Annotated in this window: 15 protein-coding genes and 3 tRNA genes; 10 read left to right on the top strand and 8 right to left on the bottom strand. The window is 70.5% G+C overall.

The window, feature by feature from the left end:
* Positions 1 to 115 precede the first annotated feature (115 nt).
* Positions 116 to 1,561 (top strand): FAD-binding protein, encoded by a 1,446-nt coding sequence (locus ACIPN7_RS02885; RefSeq protein WP_400537788.1) that lies wholly within the window; start codon positions 116 to 118, stop codon positions 1,559 to 1,561.
* Here ACIPN7_RS02885 and ACIPN7_RS02880 read toward each other — a convergent pair.
* Positions 1,536 to 2,006 carry a hypothetical protein gene (locus ACIPN7_RS02880; RefSeq protein WP_400537786.1) on the bottom strand — a complete coding sequence of 157 codons (471 nt, stop codon included), beginning with the start codon at positions 2,004 to 2,006 and terminating at the stop codon, positions 1,536 to 1,538. The two genes, ACIPN7_RS02885 and ACIPN7_RS02880, sit on opposite strands and share 26 nt — an antisense overlap.
* A 189-nt stretch (positions 2,007 to 2,195) precedes the next feature.
* Between ACIPN7_RS02880 and ACIPN7_RS02875 the strand changes: the two genes are divergently transcribed.
* Positions 2,196 to 3,044, top strand: coding sequence for a glycerophosphodiester phosphodiesterase (locus ACIPN7_RS02875; RefSeq protein ID WP_400537784.1), 849 nt, complete (start codon positions 2,196 to 2,198; stop codon positions 3,042 to 3,044).
* 60 nt (positions 3,045 to 3,104) lie between these two features.
* On the opposite strand, the gene ACIPN7_RS02870 is transcribed toward ACIPN7_RS02875, so the two are convergent.
* Positions 3,105 to 3,716, bottom strand: a complete 612-nt coding sequence (locus ACIPN7_RS02870) for an antibiotic biosynthesis monooxygenase (protein ID WP_400537782.1) — start codon at positions 3,714 to 3,716, stop codon at positions 3,105 to 3,107.
* A gap of 523 nt (positions 3,717 to 4,239) precedes the next feature.
* On the opposite strand from ACIPN7_RS02870, the gene ACIPN7_RS02865 reads away from it, so the two are divergent.
* The gene (locus ACIPN7_RS02865) at positions 4,240 to 5,574 is read left to right on the top strand and encodes a M15 family metallopeptidase (RefSeq protein ID WP_400537780.1); all 1,335 of its coding nucleotides are present in this window, start codon (positions 4,240 to 4,242) and stop codon (positions 5,572 to 5,574) included.
* A gap of 122 nt (positions 5,575 to 5,696) precedes the next feature.
* On the opposite strand, the gene ACIPN7_RS02860 is transcribed toward ACIPN7_RS02865, so the two are convergent.
* Positions 5,697 to 6,041: a metallopeptidase family protein gene (locus ACIPN7_RS02860; RefSeq protein WP_377232010.1), complete on the bottom strand. Its 345-nt coding sequence runs from the start codon at positions 6,039 to 6,041 to the stop codon at positions 5,697 to 5,699.
* A 100-nt stretch (positions 6,042 to 6,141) separates the two neighbouring features.
* Between ACIPN7_RS02860 and ACIPN7_RS02855 the strand changes: the two genes are divergently transcribed.
* The 4 genes from ACIPN7_RS02855 to ACIPN7_RS02840 all read left to right on the top strand — a co-directional run bounded on the left by ACIPN7_RS02855 (position 6,142) and on the right by ACIPN7_RS02840 (position 6,982).
* Positions 6,142 to 6,214, top strand: a tRNA-Glu gene (locus tag ACIPN7_RS02855).
* Between the two features lie 144 nt (positions 6,215 to 6,358).
* Positions 6,359 to 6,432, top strand: a tRNA-Asp gene (locus tag ACIPN7_RS02850).
* A gap of 51 nt (positions 6,433 to 6,483) precedes the next feature.
* A tRNA-Phe gene (locus ACIPN7_RS02845) sits at positions 6,484 to 6,556 on the top strand.
* A 192-nt stretch (positions 6,557 to 6,748) separates the two neighbouring features.
* Positions 6,749 to 6,982, top strand: coding sequence for a bacteriocin immunity protein (locus ACIPN7_RS02840; RefSeq protein ID WP_400537778.1), 234 nt, complete (start codon positions 6,749 to 6,751; stop codon positions 6,980 to 6,982).
* Positions 6,983 to 7,048: 66 nt separating this feature from the next.
* Here the strand turns inward: ACIPN7_RS02840 and xerC are convergent, their stop codons facing one another.
* Positions 7,049 to 7,627 (bottom strand): tyrosine recombinase XerC, encoded by a 579-nt coding sequence (xerC, locus tag ACIPN7_RS02835; RefSeq protein WP_400537776.1) that lies wholly within the window; start codon positions 7,625 to 7,627, stop codon positions 7,049 to 7,051.
* Positions 7,628 to 7,876: 249 nt separating this feature from the next.
* Here xerC and ACIPN7_RS02830 point away from each other — a divergent pair, with 249 nt between their 5' ends.
* A complete protein-coding gene (locus ACIPN7_RS02830; protein ID WP_400537774.1) occupies positions 7,877 to 8,329 on the top strand; it encodes a phage holin family protein in 453 nt (150 codons plus the stop codon).
* Positions 8,326 to 8,670, top strand: coding sequence for a DUF3618 domain-containing protein (locus ACIPN7_RS02825; RefSeq protein WP_400537772.1), 345 nt, complete (start codon positions 8,326 to 8,328; stop codon positions 8,668 to 8,670). Before ACIPN7_RS02830 ends, ACIPN7_RS02825 begins: the two co-directional genes overlap by 4 nt.
* 64 nt (positions 8,671 to 8,734) lie before the next feature.
* On the opposite strand, the gene ACIPN7_RS02820 is transcribed toward ACIPN7_RS02825, so the two are convergent.
* On the bottom strand, positions 8,735 to 8,944 hold the full coding sequence (locus tag ACIPN7_RS02820) for a BldC family transcriptional regulator (RefSeq protein ID WP_026365760.1): 210 nt from the start codon (positions 8,942 to 8,944) through the stop codon (positions 8,735 to 8,737).
* A 591-nt stretch (positions 8,945 to 9,535) separates the two neighbouring features.
* Between ACIPN7_RS02820 and ACIPN7_RS02815 the strand changes: the two genes are divergently transcribed.
* The gene (locus tag ACIPN7_RS02815; protein WP_182620269.1) at positions 9,536 to 9,748 is read left to right on the top strand and encodes a DUF3073 domain-containing protein; all 213 of its coding nucleotides are present in this window, start codon (positions 9,536 to 9,538) and stop codon (positions 9,746 to 9,748) included.
* A gap of 60 nt (positions 9,749 to 9,808) precedes the next feature.
* On the opposite strand, the gene purM is transcribed toward ACIPN7_RS02815, so the two are convergent.
* From purM to ACIPN7_RS02800, 3 genes are read right to left on the bottom strand one after another with little or no spacing between them, the layout of a single operon-like run.
* Complete coding sequence (gene purM / locus ACIPN7_RS02810) at positions 9,809 to 10,915, bottom strand: phosphoribosylformylglycinamidine cyclo-ligase (protein WP_400537769.1); 1,107 nt, start codon at positions 10,913 to 10,915, stop codon at positions 9,809 to 9,811.
* 35 nt (positions 10,916 to 10,950) lie between these two features.
* Positions 10,951 to 12,498, bottom strand: a complete 1,548-nt coding sequence (gene purF, locus ACIPN7_RS02805) for an amidophosphoribosyltransferase (RefSeq protein ID WP_285108684.1) — start codon at positions 12,496 to 12,498, stop codon at positions 10,951 to 10,953.
* Positions 12,499 to 12,556: 58 nt separating this feature from the next.
* Positions 12,557 to 12,856 carry a hypothetical protein gene (locus tag ACIPN7_RS02800; protein ID WP_400537767.1) on the bottom strand — a complete coding sequence of 100 codons (300 nt, stop codon included), beginning with the start codon at positions 12,854 to 12,856 and terminating at the stop codon, positions 12,557 to 12,559.
* Between the last annotated feature and the right edge of the window lie 98 nt (positions 12,857 to 12,954).

Here is a 12,954-nt window from a genome sequence, read left to right as displayed (position 1 = left end):
GTGATACGCCTCCGCCACGCGAAAACTGCCACCCTCGCGCTTCCGTCGAACGCCCTTACGCCACGCCTACCCTGGCCTGTACCGTAGTCGCCCACCTGAAAGCCAAGGGGCTCACATGGCACAGCTAGACCGTCGCACCTTTCTGGCAGGCTCCGTCGTTGCTTTCGACCCGGCCGACTCCCGCTGGCTGACCAGCCTTCCGGACAACTCCACCGCGATTCAGGTGCCCCACCTCGACGGCGAGCTCGTCACCGACGACGAGGCGCTCACCGAGGCCGCCACCGACTACGGGCACCTGACGCACCATCGCCCCCGGGCCGTGCTGCGCCCCGGTTCGGTGGACGACGTCGTGACCCTGGTCCGGTTCGCCGACGAGCACGGGCTCGTCGTCGCCGTGCGCGGCCAGGGCCACTCGACGTTCGGTCAGGCGCAGGCCGACTCCGGCGTCGTGATCGACTCGCGCACCCTGGCCACGATCCACGAGATCACGCCCGACCACGCGGTCGTCGACGCCGGGGTCCAGTGGCTCGACCTGGTCCGCGCCACGCTCGCCGTCGGCATCGCGCCCCCGGTGAGCACCGACTACCTGGGCCTCTCGGTGGGCGGGACGCTCTGCGTCGGCGGGATCGGCGGCGCCTCGCAGCACTTCGGGATGCTCGTGGACAACACGGTCGAGCTCCAGGTGGTCACGGGCGACGGCCGCCTGGTCACCTGCTCCGCGGACCACGAGCCCGAGCTCTTCGAGGCCGTGCTCGGCGGGCTGGGCCAGTTCGCCGTCATCGTGCGCGCCACGGTGCGCCTGGAGCCCGCGCCCGCCATGGCGCGCGTCTACACGCTGACCTACCCCCGGATCACCGACCTGACGGCGGCCCAGCGGACCGCCCTGGCCGACGGCCGCTTCGACTACCTGGAGGGCCAGCTCGTCCCCACGGACGACGACGGCTTCGCCTTCATCCTGGAGAGCGGTGCCTGGTACACCGCCGAGCCGCCCGACGACGAGTCCGTGCTGGCCGGCCTGGACCCGACCGGCGTCGACGTCATGGACTTCCCGTACTTCGAGTGGCTCAACCGGGTCTACGAGACCGTGGAGCAGATCGAGGCGCTCCGCCTGCCCGGGCCCTGGCTCAACGTCTTCCTCCCGGACGCCGCCACCGACGAGATCGTCACCGAGCTCCTCACCACGCTGACCCCGGCCGACGCCGGCGGTGTGGCCCTGCTCTACCCGGCCCGGCGATCGCTGATCACCCGGCCGCAGGTGAGGGTCCCCGACGGCGAGGTCTTCTTCCTGCTCGCGCTCCTGCGCGCGGTGAGCCCGCCGGACGACGCCGAGGCCGAGCGCCTGATCGCCGACAACGCCGCGCTGTACGCCCGCGTCCTCGCCGCCGGCGGCACCCAGTACCCGGTCAACGCACTGCGCCTGACGCCGGCCGACTGGCGCACCCACTACGGCGACAGCTGGCCCACGGTCCTGCGCGCCAAGGACCGCTACGACCCGCGCGGCGTGCTCACGCCCGGCCAGGGCATCTTCGAGCCGGTCAGCAGAGCTTCTCGTACTCCTTGAGCCCCTCGACGGTCGAGGCGACGTCGAGCTCGGTCTGCTCCTCCGTGCCGTCGTCGAGCGCCTTCTGGAGCTGGAGGAACGGGACCCGCATCTTCTCGACCGGACCCTGGAACTCCTCGGGCACGCGCTGCTCGAGCCGCCCGAGCTCCAGCGCCATCGCGTGCATCTGGTCCGCCGAGGCGGCGTCGAGCCCGTCGCTCGCGCCGACGAGCGCGATGCCGATGCGCTCCTCGAGCGTCTTGTCACCCTTGACGTACATGGCGGAACAGGCCTCGTTCGCGTCCAGGGGAGCGTCCGGGTCGGAGCTCGTGGCGGCGCTCGCGCTGCCCGACGGCGTCGCGCTCGCCCCGCCGTCGCCCTCCGGGCCCGCGCCACCCGCGGAGCAGCCGGCAAGAAGAAGGAGCAGCGTCACGGTGGCGACGGCGAGCGGTGCGGGACGGACCATGGCGCACATGAAACCACCCGGCCCTGGGAATCCGCGCATCCGGCGGGTTTCGCCGGGGTGACCGACGCGGCGCCCCCGGGGCCGGACGGTGAACGCTCCTGGAACTCTCCTCGAATTCGCCCGACGGCGCCGGACGGGCCTCCGCCAGCGGCTACCGTGGCGAGCAGAGCCGCAGATCCGGAGGTCAGCATGGCCGCTCGTCCCGCAGTCATCGCCCACCGTGGGTACTCCGCGGTGGCCCCGCAGAACACCCTCGCCGCCATCGAGGCCGCCTGCCACGCGGGCGTCGACTACGTCGAGATCGATCTTCAGCCGACCGCCGACGGCGTGGGCGCGGTGATCCACGACGAGACGGTCGACGCCACCACCAACGGCACCGGCAAGGTCGCCGCACTCACCGCGCGGGAGGTGCTCGCGCTCGACGCCGGGGCGTACTTCTCTCCCGCGTTCTCGGGGCAGCGTGTCCCCACGCTCGACGACGTGCTCGCCGTGCTCGCCCGCCACCCCCGCACGGACCTGCTGCTGGAGCTCAAGGGCGCCTGGAACGCGAAACAGGTCGAGCGGGTCGTGGCGACCATCGACGCCGCAGGGTTCGACCGCCGCGTGCTGGTGCAGAGCTTCTGGCCGGGCACGGTGGCGACGGTGCGCGACGTCGCGCCGCACCTGCCCGGCGGCCTGCTCGTCTCGTTCGACCCGCCCGGACTGCTGCGCCTGTGCGAGCGCCTCAACGTCGTCGCCTGCAACCCGTCCGTCGCCACGATCGCGGGCAGCCCGCGGCTGGTGTCCCGCCTCCACGCGGCGGGCCTGCGGGTCATGTCCTGGACGGCGAACGACCCGGAGGCGTGGACCACTCTCGTGACCGCCGACTCCGGGATCGGCGTGGACGGCGTGATCACCGACCGGCCCGAGCGGCTCACGGGCTGGCTCGCCGGCCGGGCCGACCAGGCGGCCGTCCTGCCCGTGCCGGGCCGGGGCGGGATCCGGCTGCGCCGCCGCGGGCACGCCCCGGCACAGCGACTGGCGCTGGGCCACGCGTAGCGCCTCCCATGTCAGACGTACGGGTCACTCGGTGACCTGTACGTCTGACATGTCGGGCGGCTAGGCGCTGTGCAGCCAGCCGTGGAGCCGGCGGGTCACCCACGGCAGCACCCAGTACGCCATGATCGGCGTCAGGATCAGGGTCGAGATCAACACCTTCAGCACGAGGTGCGCGTCGCCCCACCCGGGCACGAGATAGGTGAACAGTGCCGTGAACACCAGGTTCACGGGAAAGAACCCGAGCCAGATGCTCGTGGCCTGCTTCCACCGGGGCGGCACGACGACGGCGGCGACGTCGGCCGGCTCGTCCACCCGCGTCGGGTCCTCGAACCAGCCCTCGATGCCCGTCCGCTGCTGGTAGCGCAGCTCCTCGACGAGACCGGTGCCCTGCGCGAGCCAGTCCCGGCGCTCGGCGGACTGCTCCCAGGCGGCGAGCCGCTCGGCGTCGGCGAAGCGGTAGAGCATGTGCCAGTCGCGGGACCCCTCCGCGGCGCGGATCCAGCCCGAACCGAGGAACCCGTCCCAGCGGTTGGCGAGGTTGACTCCCGACTGCACCCAGCGGGTGACCTCCGGGACGTGGTCGGGGTGGACGATGCGGTGGATGGACACGGTCACGGGTTGTCCGGCGGGGGTGGGCACGGATCCGTTCGCGGCCTGATCGTGATGGGCCATGCCCGAAGTCTGATACATGGCCTCGAACGCCTCAATGTGAGCGCGCACACCCCGGGTTGTCCAGCCTTCACGGCTGGGACACGCTCTCTGCCCGGTTTTTGTGAGCCATACCTCCGAAAGGGGGGTTACGCAACTCCTGGACGGTCGTTCAACATTAAACGTCGTCGCGAGGAACGCACCCCCTGGGCCTTCGGGCCATCGTTCTTCGCGGCGATCGCCATGGCCTGCGCGACCCCCTTGCGCGCCGTGGCCTGTCAGCAGCCGGAGCATTCTTCGCCGTCCCCCCGAGGGGAACTCCCCTCACGGTGTCGCCCGTGCCCAGCCGCAGAACGGAAGCCAGCGTGCCCCAGACGCCGAACCCCGTCGCGCACCGCACCGTGTGCCTTGCCCTAGCCCCCGAGTGCCTGGAGCGCCCTTGAGGCCCGGAGACCACACCCTCGTCCCCCGTCGTACGCGGCGGCCTGGCGCCCAGGGTGCCCACGCGGCCGTCCCCGCAGCCGGACACAGCGCACGATCCGGCCGGATGCTGCGCCGCTCGTCCTTCGCGGTCGCGGCCGCGCTCACCACGGTCGCCCTGACCACCACCGCGGCGGTCAGCTTCACCGGGAGCGACGGCACCGCGAACGGCTCCACGACGGCCGCAGAGCCGGCCGTGCAGCCCGCGGCGGTCGCCATCACCAGCGCCGTCGTGACCGACCCCAAGGTGCGGTCCGCCTCCGAGAAGGCGGACGCCGTCCTGACGGACGCCGACTACGTGACCCGCGAGGGCGACCTCACCGTCAAGGACCGCAAGAAGCTCCAGGCAGCCACCAAGGAGCTGCGGACCATGCTCGACCGGGCCCGCGACGCCGCCGTCACCGCCACGGGGCTGCGGCAGAACGCCGCCGCCTCCCGGAGCACCGAGCGCGCGTCGCTCGCCGACCGCGCGGCCGCCGCCTCGACCACGGCCGGGAGCGGGACCACCGACACCGCCCCCCGGGACACCGCGGCCGACGCCACCAACCCGACGAACCTGGCCGTCGCGGCCGCGGGCGTCACCCCGCTCGGCGGGCAGCAGACCGAGAGCCTTCCCCTCCTCGACACCCCGCTCGCCGACTCGGTCGTGAGCACCGCGGCGGCGCAAGAGTCGGCGGAGGAGTCGGCGGAGGAGTCGGAGCAGGCGGAGAAGTCCGCCGACACCGAGGACGCCAAGGCTGCCGCGGAGAGCGCGGCGGCAGCGCCGTCGGCCGACCGGATCGAGAAGGTGACGACGTCGCTCCAGCGGCTCATCACCAAGACCGACGGCGACGCCGTCGTGTCGGTCAAGCCGGGCCCCACGCCCGAGGAGATCGCCGCCGCGAAGAAGGCCGCCGAGGAGCGGCGCGAGGCCCGCGCCGAGCGCAAGGCCGAGCGCAAGGCCGAGGTGGCCCGCGAGAAGGCTGCGGCGCACGCCAAGGAGATGGCCAAGGCCGCGAAGAGCTACGGCAACGGGCAGATCCCGTCGAGCGTGCTCTGCGGGCTGAGCTTTGCCTCGGGCGAGCAGCTGCGGTGCGACGCCGCGGTGGCGCTCGAGGACCTGAACCGCGCGTTCCGCAGCACGTTCGGCCGGAGCCTGGACCTGACGGACGGCTACCGCTCCTACGGGGAGCAGGTGGCGGTCGCCGCCTCCCGCGGCGCCCTGGCCGCCGTGCCCGGCACGTCGAACCACGGCCTGGGCCAGGCCGTGGACCTGTCGGGCGGCATCGAGTCGTTCGGCAGCGCCGAGCACGCCTGGATGGTCGCCAACGCCGGGAAGTTCGGCTGGAAGCACCCGGGCTGGGCTCAGGCCGGCGGCAGCAAGCCGGAGGCCTGGCACTGGGAGTACGGCACGAAGTACTGAGCCGTACGCCGACGCCCGGTCCCGCACCGGGTAGCCGGACCACGAGCCCCGGGTCGCGAAGCCTCGCTTCGCGACCCGGGGCTTTGTCGGCTCTGGGTCCGTCCGGGCCTGTCGGTCCTGGCTCAGTCCCAGCCGAGCTCGTGGAGGCGGTCGTCGTCGATCCCGAAGTGGTGGGCGATCTCGTGGACCACGGTCACCGCCACCTCCTCGACGACGTCCTCGCGCGTGTCGCAGATCGCGAGGGTCGGGTTCCGGAAGATGGTGATGCGGTCCGGCAGCGCCCCCGCGGCCCACATGTGGTCGCGCTCCGTGAGCGGCACGCCCTCGTAGAGCCCCAGGAGCTCGGGATCGTCCGCGGGCGCGTCGTCCTCGACGAGCACCACCACGTTGTCCATCTGCGCCGCGAGGTCGGGCGGCACGAGGTCCAGCCCCTCGCTGACGGCCGTCTCGAAGTCCTCCCGCGTCATCTCCACCACGGACCCATCATCCCCGACGTTCGACACGTCCCGGACGCGACTCCCGACGTGCGGCGGAGCAGCTGGCCGCCTGTAGACTTGCCCGGTCTTGGCCCCCATCGTCTAGCGGCCTAGGACCCCGCCCTTTCACGGCGGTAGCACGGGTTCGAATCCCGTTGGGGGTACGGAGCGGCTCGCAAGAGCCAGGTTTCGTCTGCTGTGAGGCAGGTCATCCACCTGGCGCCGGGATCTGATTTCAGGTTCTGGCCCGCGGTGGGTTAGGGTACTCACGGCTCGAAACAAGCCCCCCGATCGCGGGTAGCGATCATGGCCCTGTAGCGCAGTTGGTTAGCGCGCCGCCCTGTCACGGCGGAGGTCGCGGGTTCAAGTCCCGTCAGGGTCGCGCGAGAGGCGCCCGGATTGTCGGTCTCGACTATCCGGGCGTTCGCGCTAGGGCTCTGTAGCTCAGTTGGTAGAGCGTTCGACTGAAAATCGAAAGGTCACCGGATCGACGCCGGTCGGAGCCACACAAAAAACACCGTGTGACCTGCGGTTACGAAGCGGCCCGCACTCTCTCAGAGAGTGCGGGCCGCTTCGTTTTGACCTTGCATGACAGATTGCATGACATTCGACCTAGGCCAGGCCGACGCAGGCTCGGTGCCGAAGGGCAGTAAGCCGCGGGACACTTGGCCAATGTCACGCACAGTAGGCGGATCGCGATGAGCCACGAGACGTCTCGCGACGAACTGGTTGCGCTCGTGCGCTACATCATGGCGGGCACGCCAGGAGCGAGCGAGCCAGAAGCCACCCGGGCAGTGGCGCAATTCGAGGCGGCGGTACCGGATCCGCACGGCGCAGACCTCATCTTCTACCCAGGCCACGCATTCGATCACGAGCCGACTGCGGAGGAGATCGTGGACCGCGCCTTGAGTTACCGACCGTTCCGGATGTGACGCTCGAACCGCCGCACCCTCGGAGCACACCCGTACTACTGATCAGGCACCTTTCGACCTTCTGCCTCAGTTGGACCGAACAGAGGTTCCATGTGCCAGCCCACGCCTACCTCGTTCACCGGGAAAAGGTCGGTCCATCTTTGCCCCCGCTGTCTGGATTATGGGTCGCAGCTCGTGCCGATAGACCTGTTCGGTGACGACGGTGCTGCTGTGCCCGAGGGTCCGGGACACCTCTTCCAGCGGCACCTCTCCGGCCGACATCACCGACGTGCAGGTGTGTCGCCAGTCGCGCGGCGTCCACTCGTCGGGGACGATTCCCGGCACCTTGGCGAGCGCTCGACGAACGTCGCGGGCGACGTTCCGGGAACTCATCATGGTTCCGTTGCGGGTGCCGAACACGAACCCGTTCGGGTCCCACTCCCTCCCGAGCTTCATGTCGCGCTCGACCTGCCGAGTCCGGTGGAGCCGCAGCGACGCCACCACAACGGCCGGCAGAGCGAGCGTGCGGCGAGACTTCTTGGTCTTGGTGTCGCCCTTCCGGCGAGCGGATCGCCACACCATAACGCTCGCTGGACGGCCCTTCTCTGGGTCCCCGTCCAGGTCGTCCTGACCATCGAAGCCGAACACGGACTCCGAGCGCGCCACGCCAACTCGTTCGAGGTGCTCGGCAGGCATCCGGGAATCAGGAGGATCGAGGGAGGCTCCCGGTAACCGCCTCGAACTTCGTTCGCGAACCATCCTGAGGCAATTCCTTCCAGCAATTGCGCATTGGCGAGTGATCCCCTTCATGCCTTTTACTGGAAGCCACGCCGCGCCAGGAATTGCCCCATGAGCTCTTGGCCTGTTGAGTTGTCTTCAGCGGCGCAGGCCGAAACCGGCGGCACGGGAGGGCAGATGATCGACGACGTGAAGATCGACGGCCAGGCGGGAACGGCAGGTAGCGGCCCGGAGGGCACGCCAGGACCTGAGAAGCCGGTCTCCCTGGGCAAGCTGGTCGAGCAGGTCTCCGAGCAGGCCTCACGCCTCGTCCGTGCCGAGATCGAGCTGGCCAAGGCCGAGCTCGCCGAGAAGGCCAAGAAGTCCGGCATCGGTATCGGGCTGCTCGTCGTGGCGCTCCTGATCCTCGCGTACGCCGCCGGCGTGCTGCTCCTGGCGGCCGTGTACGGCCTGGGCACCGTGTGGCCGCTCTGGCTGTCGGCACTCGCCATCGGCGGCTTCATGGTGCTCGTCGTGATCATCCTGGCGCTCGTGGGCGCCCAGCTGCTGAAGAAGGCCACGAACCCACCCGAGAGCGTCCAGCGCGTCAAGGACGACATCACGTCGATCAAGGAGGGGATGCAGCGATGAGCACTCCGACACCGCCGCCGACGCCCAACAGCCGCGAGCTCGAGGCCGAGGTGCTCCGCACCCGCGCCGACCTCGCCGCGTCCATCGACGAGCTGACCACCCGCCTCAGCCCGGGATACCAGGCGTCACGGATCGCACACGATGCCAAGCAGGCCGCGAGCGACGCCGGGGCCATGGCGGCCGGGGCGTTCGGGCACAAGAACGGCGGGAACAAGAACGGCCCGGCGCAAGATCCGCGCCGGGCCCGCAACGCCAAGGTTGTGCTCGGTGCCGCGATCGGGCTCGTGGCCATCGGCACCGCTGTGGTCGTGACCGCTGTGCTCAGGCGCGCGCGGGGCTGAGCTGGGGGGCAGCACCCGGCGCGCCTTCGTCCTACCTGCCGACCAATCCGTCAACGACGCCCGACTAGTTGTCGGTGTCGCCCGAGCTGTCCGCTGCCGCACCGAGCAGCGCCCGAACCTCGGACTCCTTGTAGCGGCGGTGACCGCCAAGTGTCCGGATCGACGAGAGCTTTCCCGCTTTTGCCCAACGCGTTACTGTCTTGGGGTCAACACGGAACAAGCTCGCTACCTCGGCAGGCGTGAGCAGGACCTCGGATTCTCCGTGGATGGACATCCCCGCACCTCCTCCGGAACGGTGCCGGCCTGGCCGTACCAGGCGGTTGACGACACCCGCTCTTGCACCATTGTTAGCAGCAAACGGGATTTAGGCGACTTGGGGACGGGGTTTATTCCCTCACTTTCTCCCCCGCTCGCCACGCGCGCCCGTTTCGGGCGAGTCTCGGACACGTGCGACACGCCGACGCCGACATTTCGCCGCCCCTCAGGGCGACACGGGGGCCACCCCGAGCGCATGTGCGAACGGGGCCCGGACGCCCGCCACGAGTCGGCAAAGTGCCGGACCGGACCTTCGGAGCACCCGGCCGGCATAGCCCGGGAGGGGCGGCCCGAAGCCTCACCCAGAGCGCCGTCGACCCCAGAAATGCCATGTAACGGTCAAGAAGTGGTCGAAGGGCCAGCCGCGACGAGCCGGTAGGGGGCCAGAACGACTCCAATGTCACATCGGCGGATGGGACGAATCACGTCCACGGACTGGAAGAAACGCCGTACCAGCATGTAACGTTGGAACCTGGACAGACGAAACGCTACGGGGCCGCACGTCCATGCACGGTGCCGCCCCGCTCCTACGTTGAGGGGGGTCGGAGCCATGGGCCGCGGCCGTCAGAAGGCTAAGCAGACCAAGGTTGCTCGCGAGCTGAAGTACTACAGCCCGGACACCAATTATCACGCCCTCGAGCAGGAGCTCAGCGGAGACTCCCGCACGGATGTTGCGACACAGTCGCGGTGGGAATCCTCGGAGGACGAGGAGTACGACAACAGGTACTCCGACTGGGCAGACCAGGACGGCAACACGCGCTGAGGGTGCCGGCGCGTTTGCGCCGGCCCCAGGCCCGGTCCTCGGTCAGGTCCGCCCACTGCCTCAGCGGTAGTCGTTCACCAGCCTGACCGCGCCGCCGGACACACCCTTCGTCCCCGCGACCAGGTCTTCCTGCGCCGTTGAGGCATCCAGGGTGTCCACGCTGCCCAGCGTCCATGCCGGCACGCCCAGCGCGGACAGTCGCGAGAGTGCCGCGTCGGCGCCGTCGGCGCCCACCACGGCCACCATGCCGACACCCAGGTTCAGCGTGTTCTCCAGGTCGCGCCGGGGCACGCCCCCGAGGCTGCGCACCATCTGGAACACGGCGGGCACGTCCCAGGACGCGCGGTCGACCGTCGCAACGAGCCCGGCGGGCAGCACGCGCGCCAGGTTGGCCGCGAGCCCGCCGCCCGTCACGTGCGTGAACGCGTGAACCTGCGCCGCCTCGTCCGCGGCCAGCGCCAGGCAGTCCGAGGCGTAGACGCGCGTGGGCTCCAGGAGCTCCTCGCCCAGGGCACGCCCCAGGTCGTCCACGTGCCGGTCCAACGCCCAGCCCGCGTGCTTGATCACGGCGCGCACCAGGGAGTACCCGTTGGAGTGCAGGCCGCTCGAGGCGAGGGCGATGAGCACGTCACCGGGCTGCACCCGGTCCGGGCCCAGCACCTTGTCGGCCTCCACGATGCCAGTGGCGGCGCCGGCGACGTCGTACTCGTCCGGGTCCAGGAGACCCGGGTGCTCGGCCGTCTCACCGCCCACCAGGGCCGTGTCGGCCACCTCGCACGCCTGGGCGATGCCGCGCACGATGTCCGCGATGCGCTCCGGCACGACCTTGCCCGTGGCGATGTAGTCGGTCATGAAGAGCGGCTTGGCCCCCATCACGACGATGTCGTCCACGACCATGCCCACCAGGTCGAACCCGATGGTGTCGTGCTTGTCCATGGCCTGCGCGATCGCAACCTTGGTACCGACGCCGTCGGTGGACGTCGCCAGCAGCGGCGCACGGTAGCTCTTGAAGGCCGACAGGTCGTACAGGCCGGCGAAGCCGCCCACCCCACCGAGCACGGCCGGGCCCTGCGTGCGCCGTACGGCGTCCTTCATGAGCTCGACGGCCTTGTCGCCCGCCTCGGTGTCCACGCCTGCGGCGGCGTACGTCAGGCCTTCGGAAGTCACGGGTGCTCCTGCGTCGTTCGGGTGGTGTACGTGGGTCACGGGTGGTCGAGCGCGGTCGAGCCGCCGGTGCTCACGGTGAGCTGCTTGAGCCCGTCCTCGGGCTGGCCGAGCGGAAGCTCCGCCTGCTCCAGGAGGTGCTTGCCGAGCTGGTCGTCCGGGGGCAGCTCGATCGGGTACTTGCCCGTGAAGCAGGCGGCACAGAGCTGCGAGCTCGGCTGCTCGGTCGCGGCGATCATGCCCTCGGTGGTGATGTAGCCGAGGCTGTCGGCGCCGAGCGACTGGCCGATCTCCTCGACCGCGAGGCCGTTCGCGATGAGCTCCGCGCGCGACGCAAAGTCGATGCCGTAGAAGCAGGGCCACTTGACCGGCGGCGACGAGATGCGCACGTGCACCTCGGCCGCGCCCGCCTCCCGCAGCATGCGGATCAGGGCGCGCTGGGTGTTGCCGCGCACGATCGAGTCGTCCACGACCACGAGGCGCTTGCCCTTGATGACCTCGCGCAGCGGGTTGAGCTTGAGGCGGATGCCGAGCTGCCGCAGCGTGTCGGACGGCTGGATGAACGTGCGGCCCACGTAGGCGTTCTTGGTGAGGCCCTGCCCGAACGGGATGCCGGACTCCGCGGCGTAGCCGACGGCCGCCGGCGTGCCGGACTCCGGCGTCGGGATCACGAGGTCGGCGTCGACCGGGTGCTCGCGCGCCAGGGTGCGGCCCATCTCGACGCGCGCGGCGTGCACCGAGCGCCCGTTGATCGTGTTGTCCGGGCGGGCCAAGTACACGTACTCGAAGACGCAGGCCGCACGCTCGGCCTGGGCGAAGCGCACGGAGCGCATGCCGTCGGCGTCGATGCAGATGAGCTCGCCGGGTTCGACGTCGCGCACGTAGGAGGCGCCCACGATGTCGAGGGCAGGGGTCTCGCTGGCCACCACCCAGCCGCGGTCGAGGCGGCCGAGCACCAGCGGGCGCACGCCCTGCGGGTCGCGCGCCGCGTACAGGGTGTTCTCGTCCATGAAGACCAGGGAGAAGGCCCCGCGGAGCCGCGGCAGCACCTCGAGGGCCGTGGCCTCCAGCGTGTGGTCGGCGTCGCCCGCGAAGAGCGCGGTGATCAGGGCCGTGTCCGTGGTGTTGCCGCGGGCGAGCTCGCCGCGGCGCTGGGCGCCGTAGCGCTCGGCCACGAGGTTGACGAGCTCGGCCGAGTTGGTCAGGTTGCCGTTGTGGCCGAGGGCCACCGTGCCCGACGCCGTGGCGCCGAGCGTCGGCTGGGCGTTCTCCCAGGTCACGCCACCGGTGGTGGAGTACCGGCAGTGCCCGACTGCGATGTGGCCGGTCAGTGCGTTCAGGGCTGTCTCGTCGAAGACCTGGGAGACGAGTCCCATGTCCTTGTAGACGAGGATCTGCTCACCGTTGCTGGTGGCGATGCCCGCGGACTCCTGTCCGCGGTGCTGCAGGGCGTACAGACCGAAGTACGCGAGCTTGGCGACCTCCTCACCGGGTGCCCAGACCCCGAAGACGCCGCATGCGTCCTGGGGGCCCTTCTCGCCGGGCATGAGGTCGTGGTTGAGTCGGCCATCTCCGCGCAGAGGCATGTTCCGAGTATCCCATGCGGCCGGATCTCCGTGACCGGCCTCGCATGTGACCTCCGCGTCAGCGGCCGCGCAGGCTCCGGCGGTCCGCGATCACCGCGAACAGGCCGGCCAGCAGGGTGGTCACCATCGTGACGAAGGCGGTCAGCACCGTGACGTAGACGCCGGGCTTCATCAGCCCGGAGCCCGAGGGCGAGCTGACCAGGTAGAATGACAGGAGCAGGCCGAGCACGACGCCGACCAGCGCGCCGGTCAGGAAGAACGCCTTGTACCGCGGGGCGCGGCGCACGGTCGCCGGGTCGACGACGTCGCGCACCTCCACGTCGTCGGAGGACTCGCGCGATGCCTGGGTTTCACTCACCCGACCAGGGTACGCACCCCTTTCGTCGAAGTAGAACCAGGGCGAAGCAGAACGGCAGCGCACCCGGTGAAGGGTGCGCTGCCGTTCTACCTCGCTGC

The organism is Promicromonospora sp. NPDC090134, assembly GCF_044746965.1.
GTDB lineage: Bacteria > Actinomycetota > Actinomycetes > Actinomycetales > Cellulomonadaceae > Promicromonospora.
The sequence above is the reverse complement of the archived record's forward strand: the minus strand, read 5'-3'. Positions and strand labels throughout refer to the sequence as shown.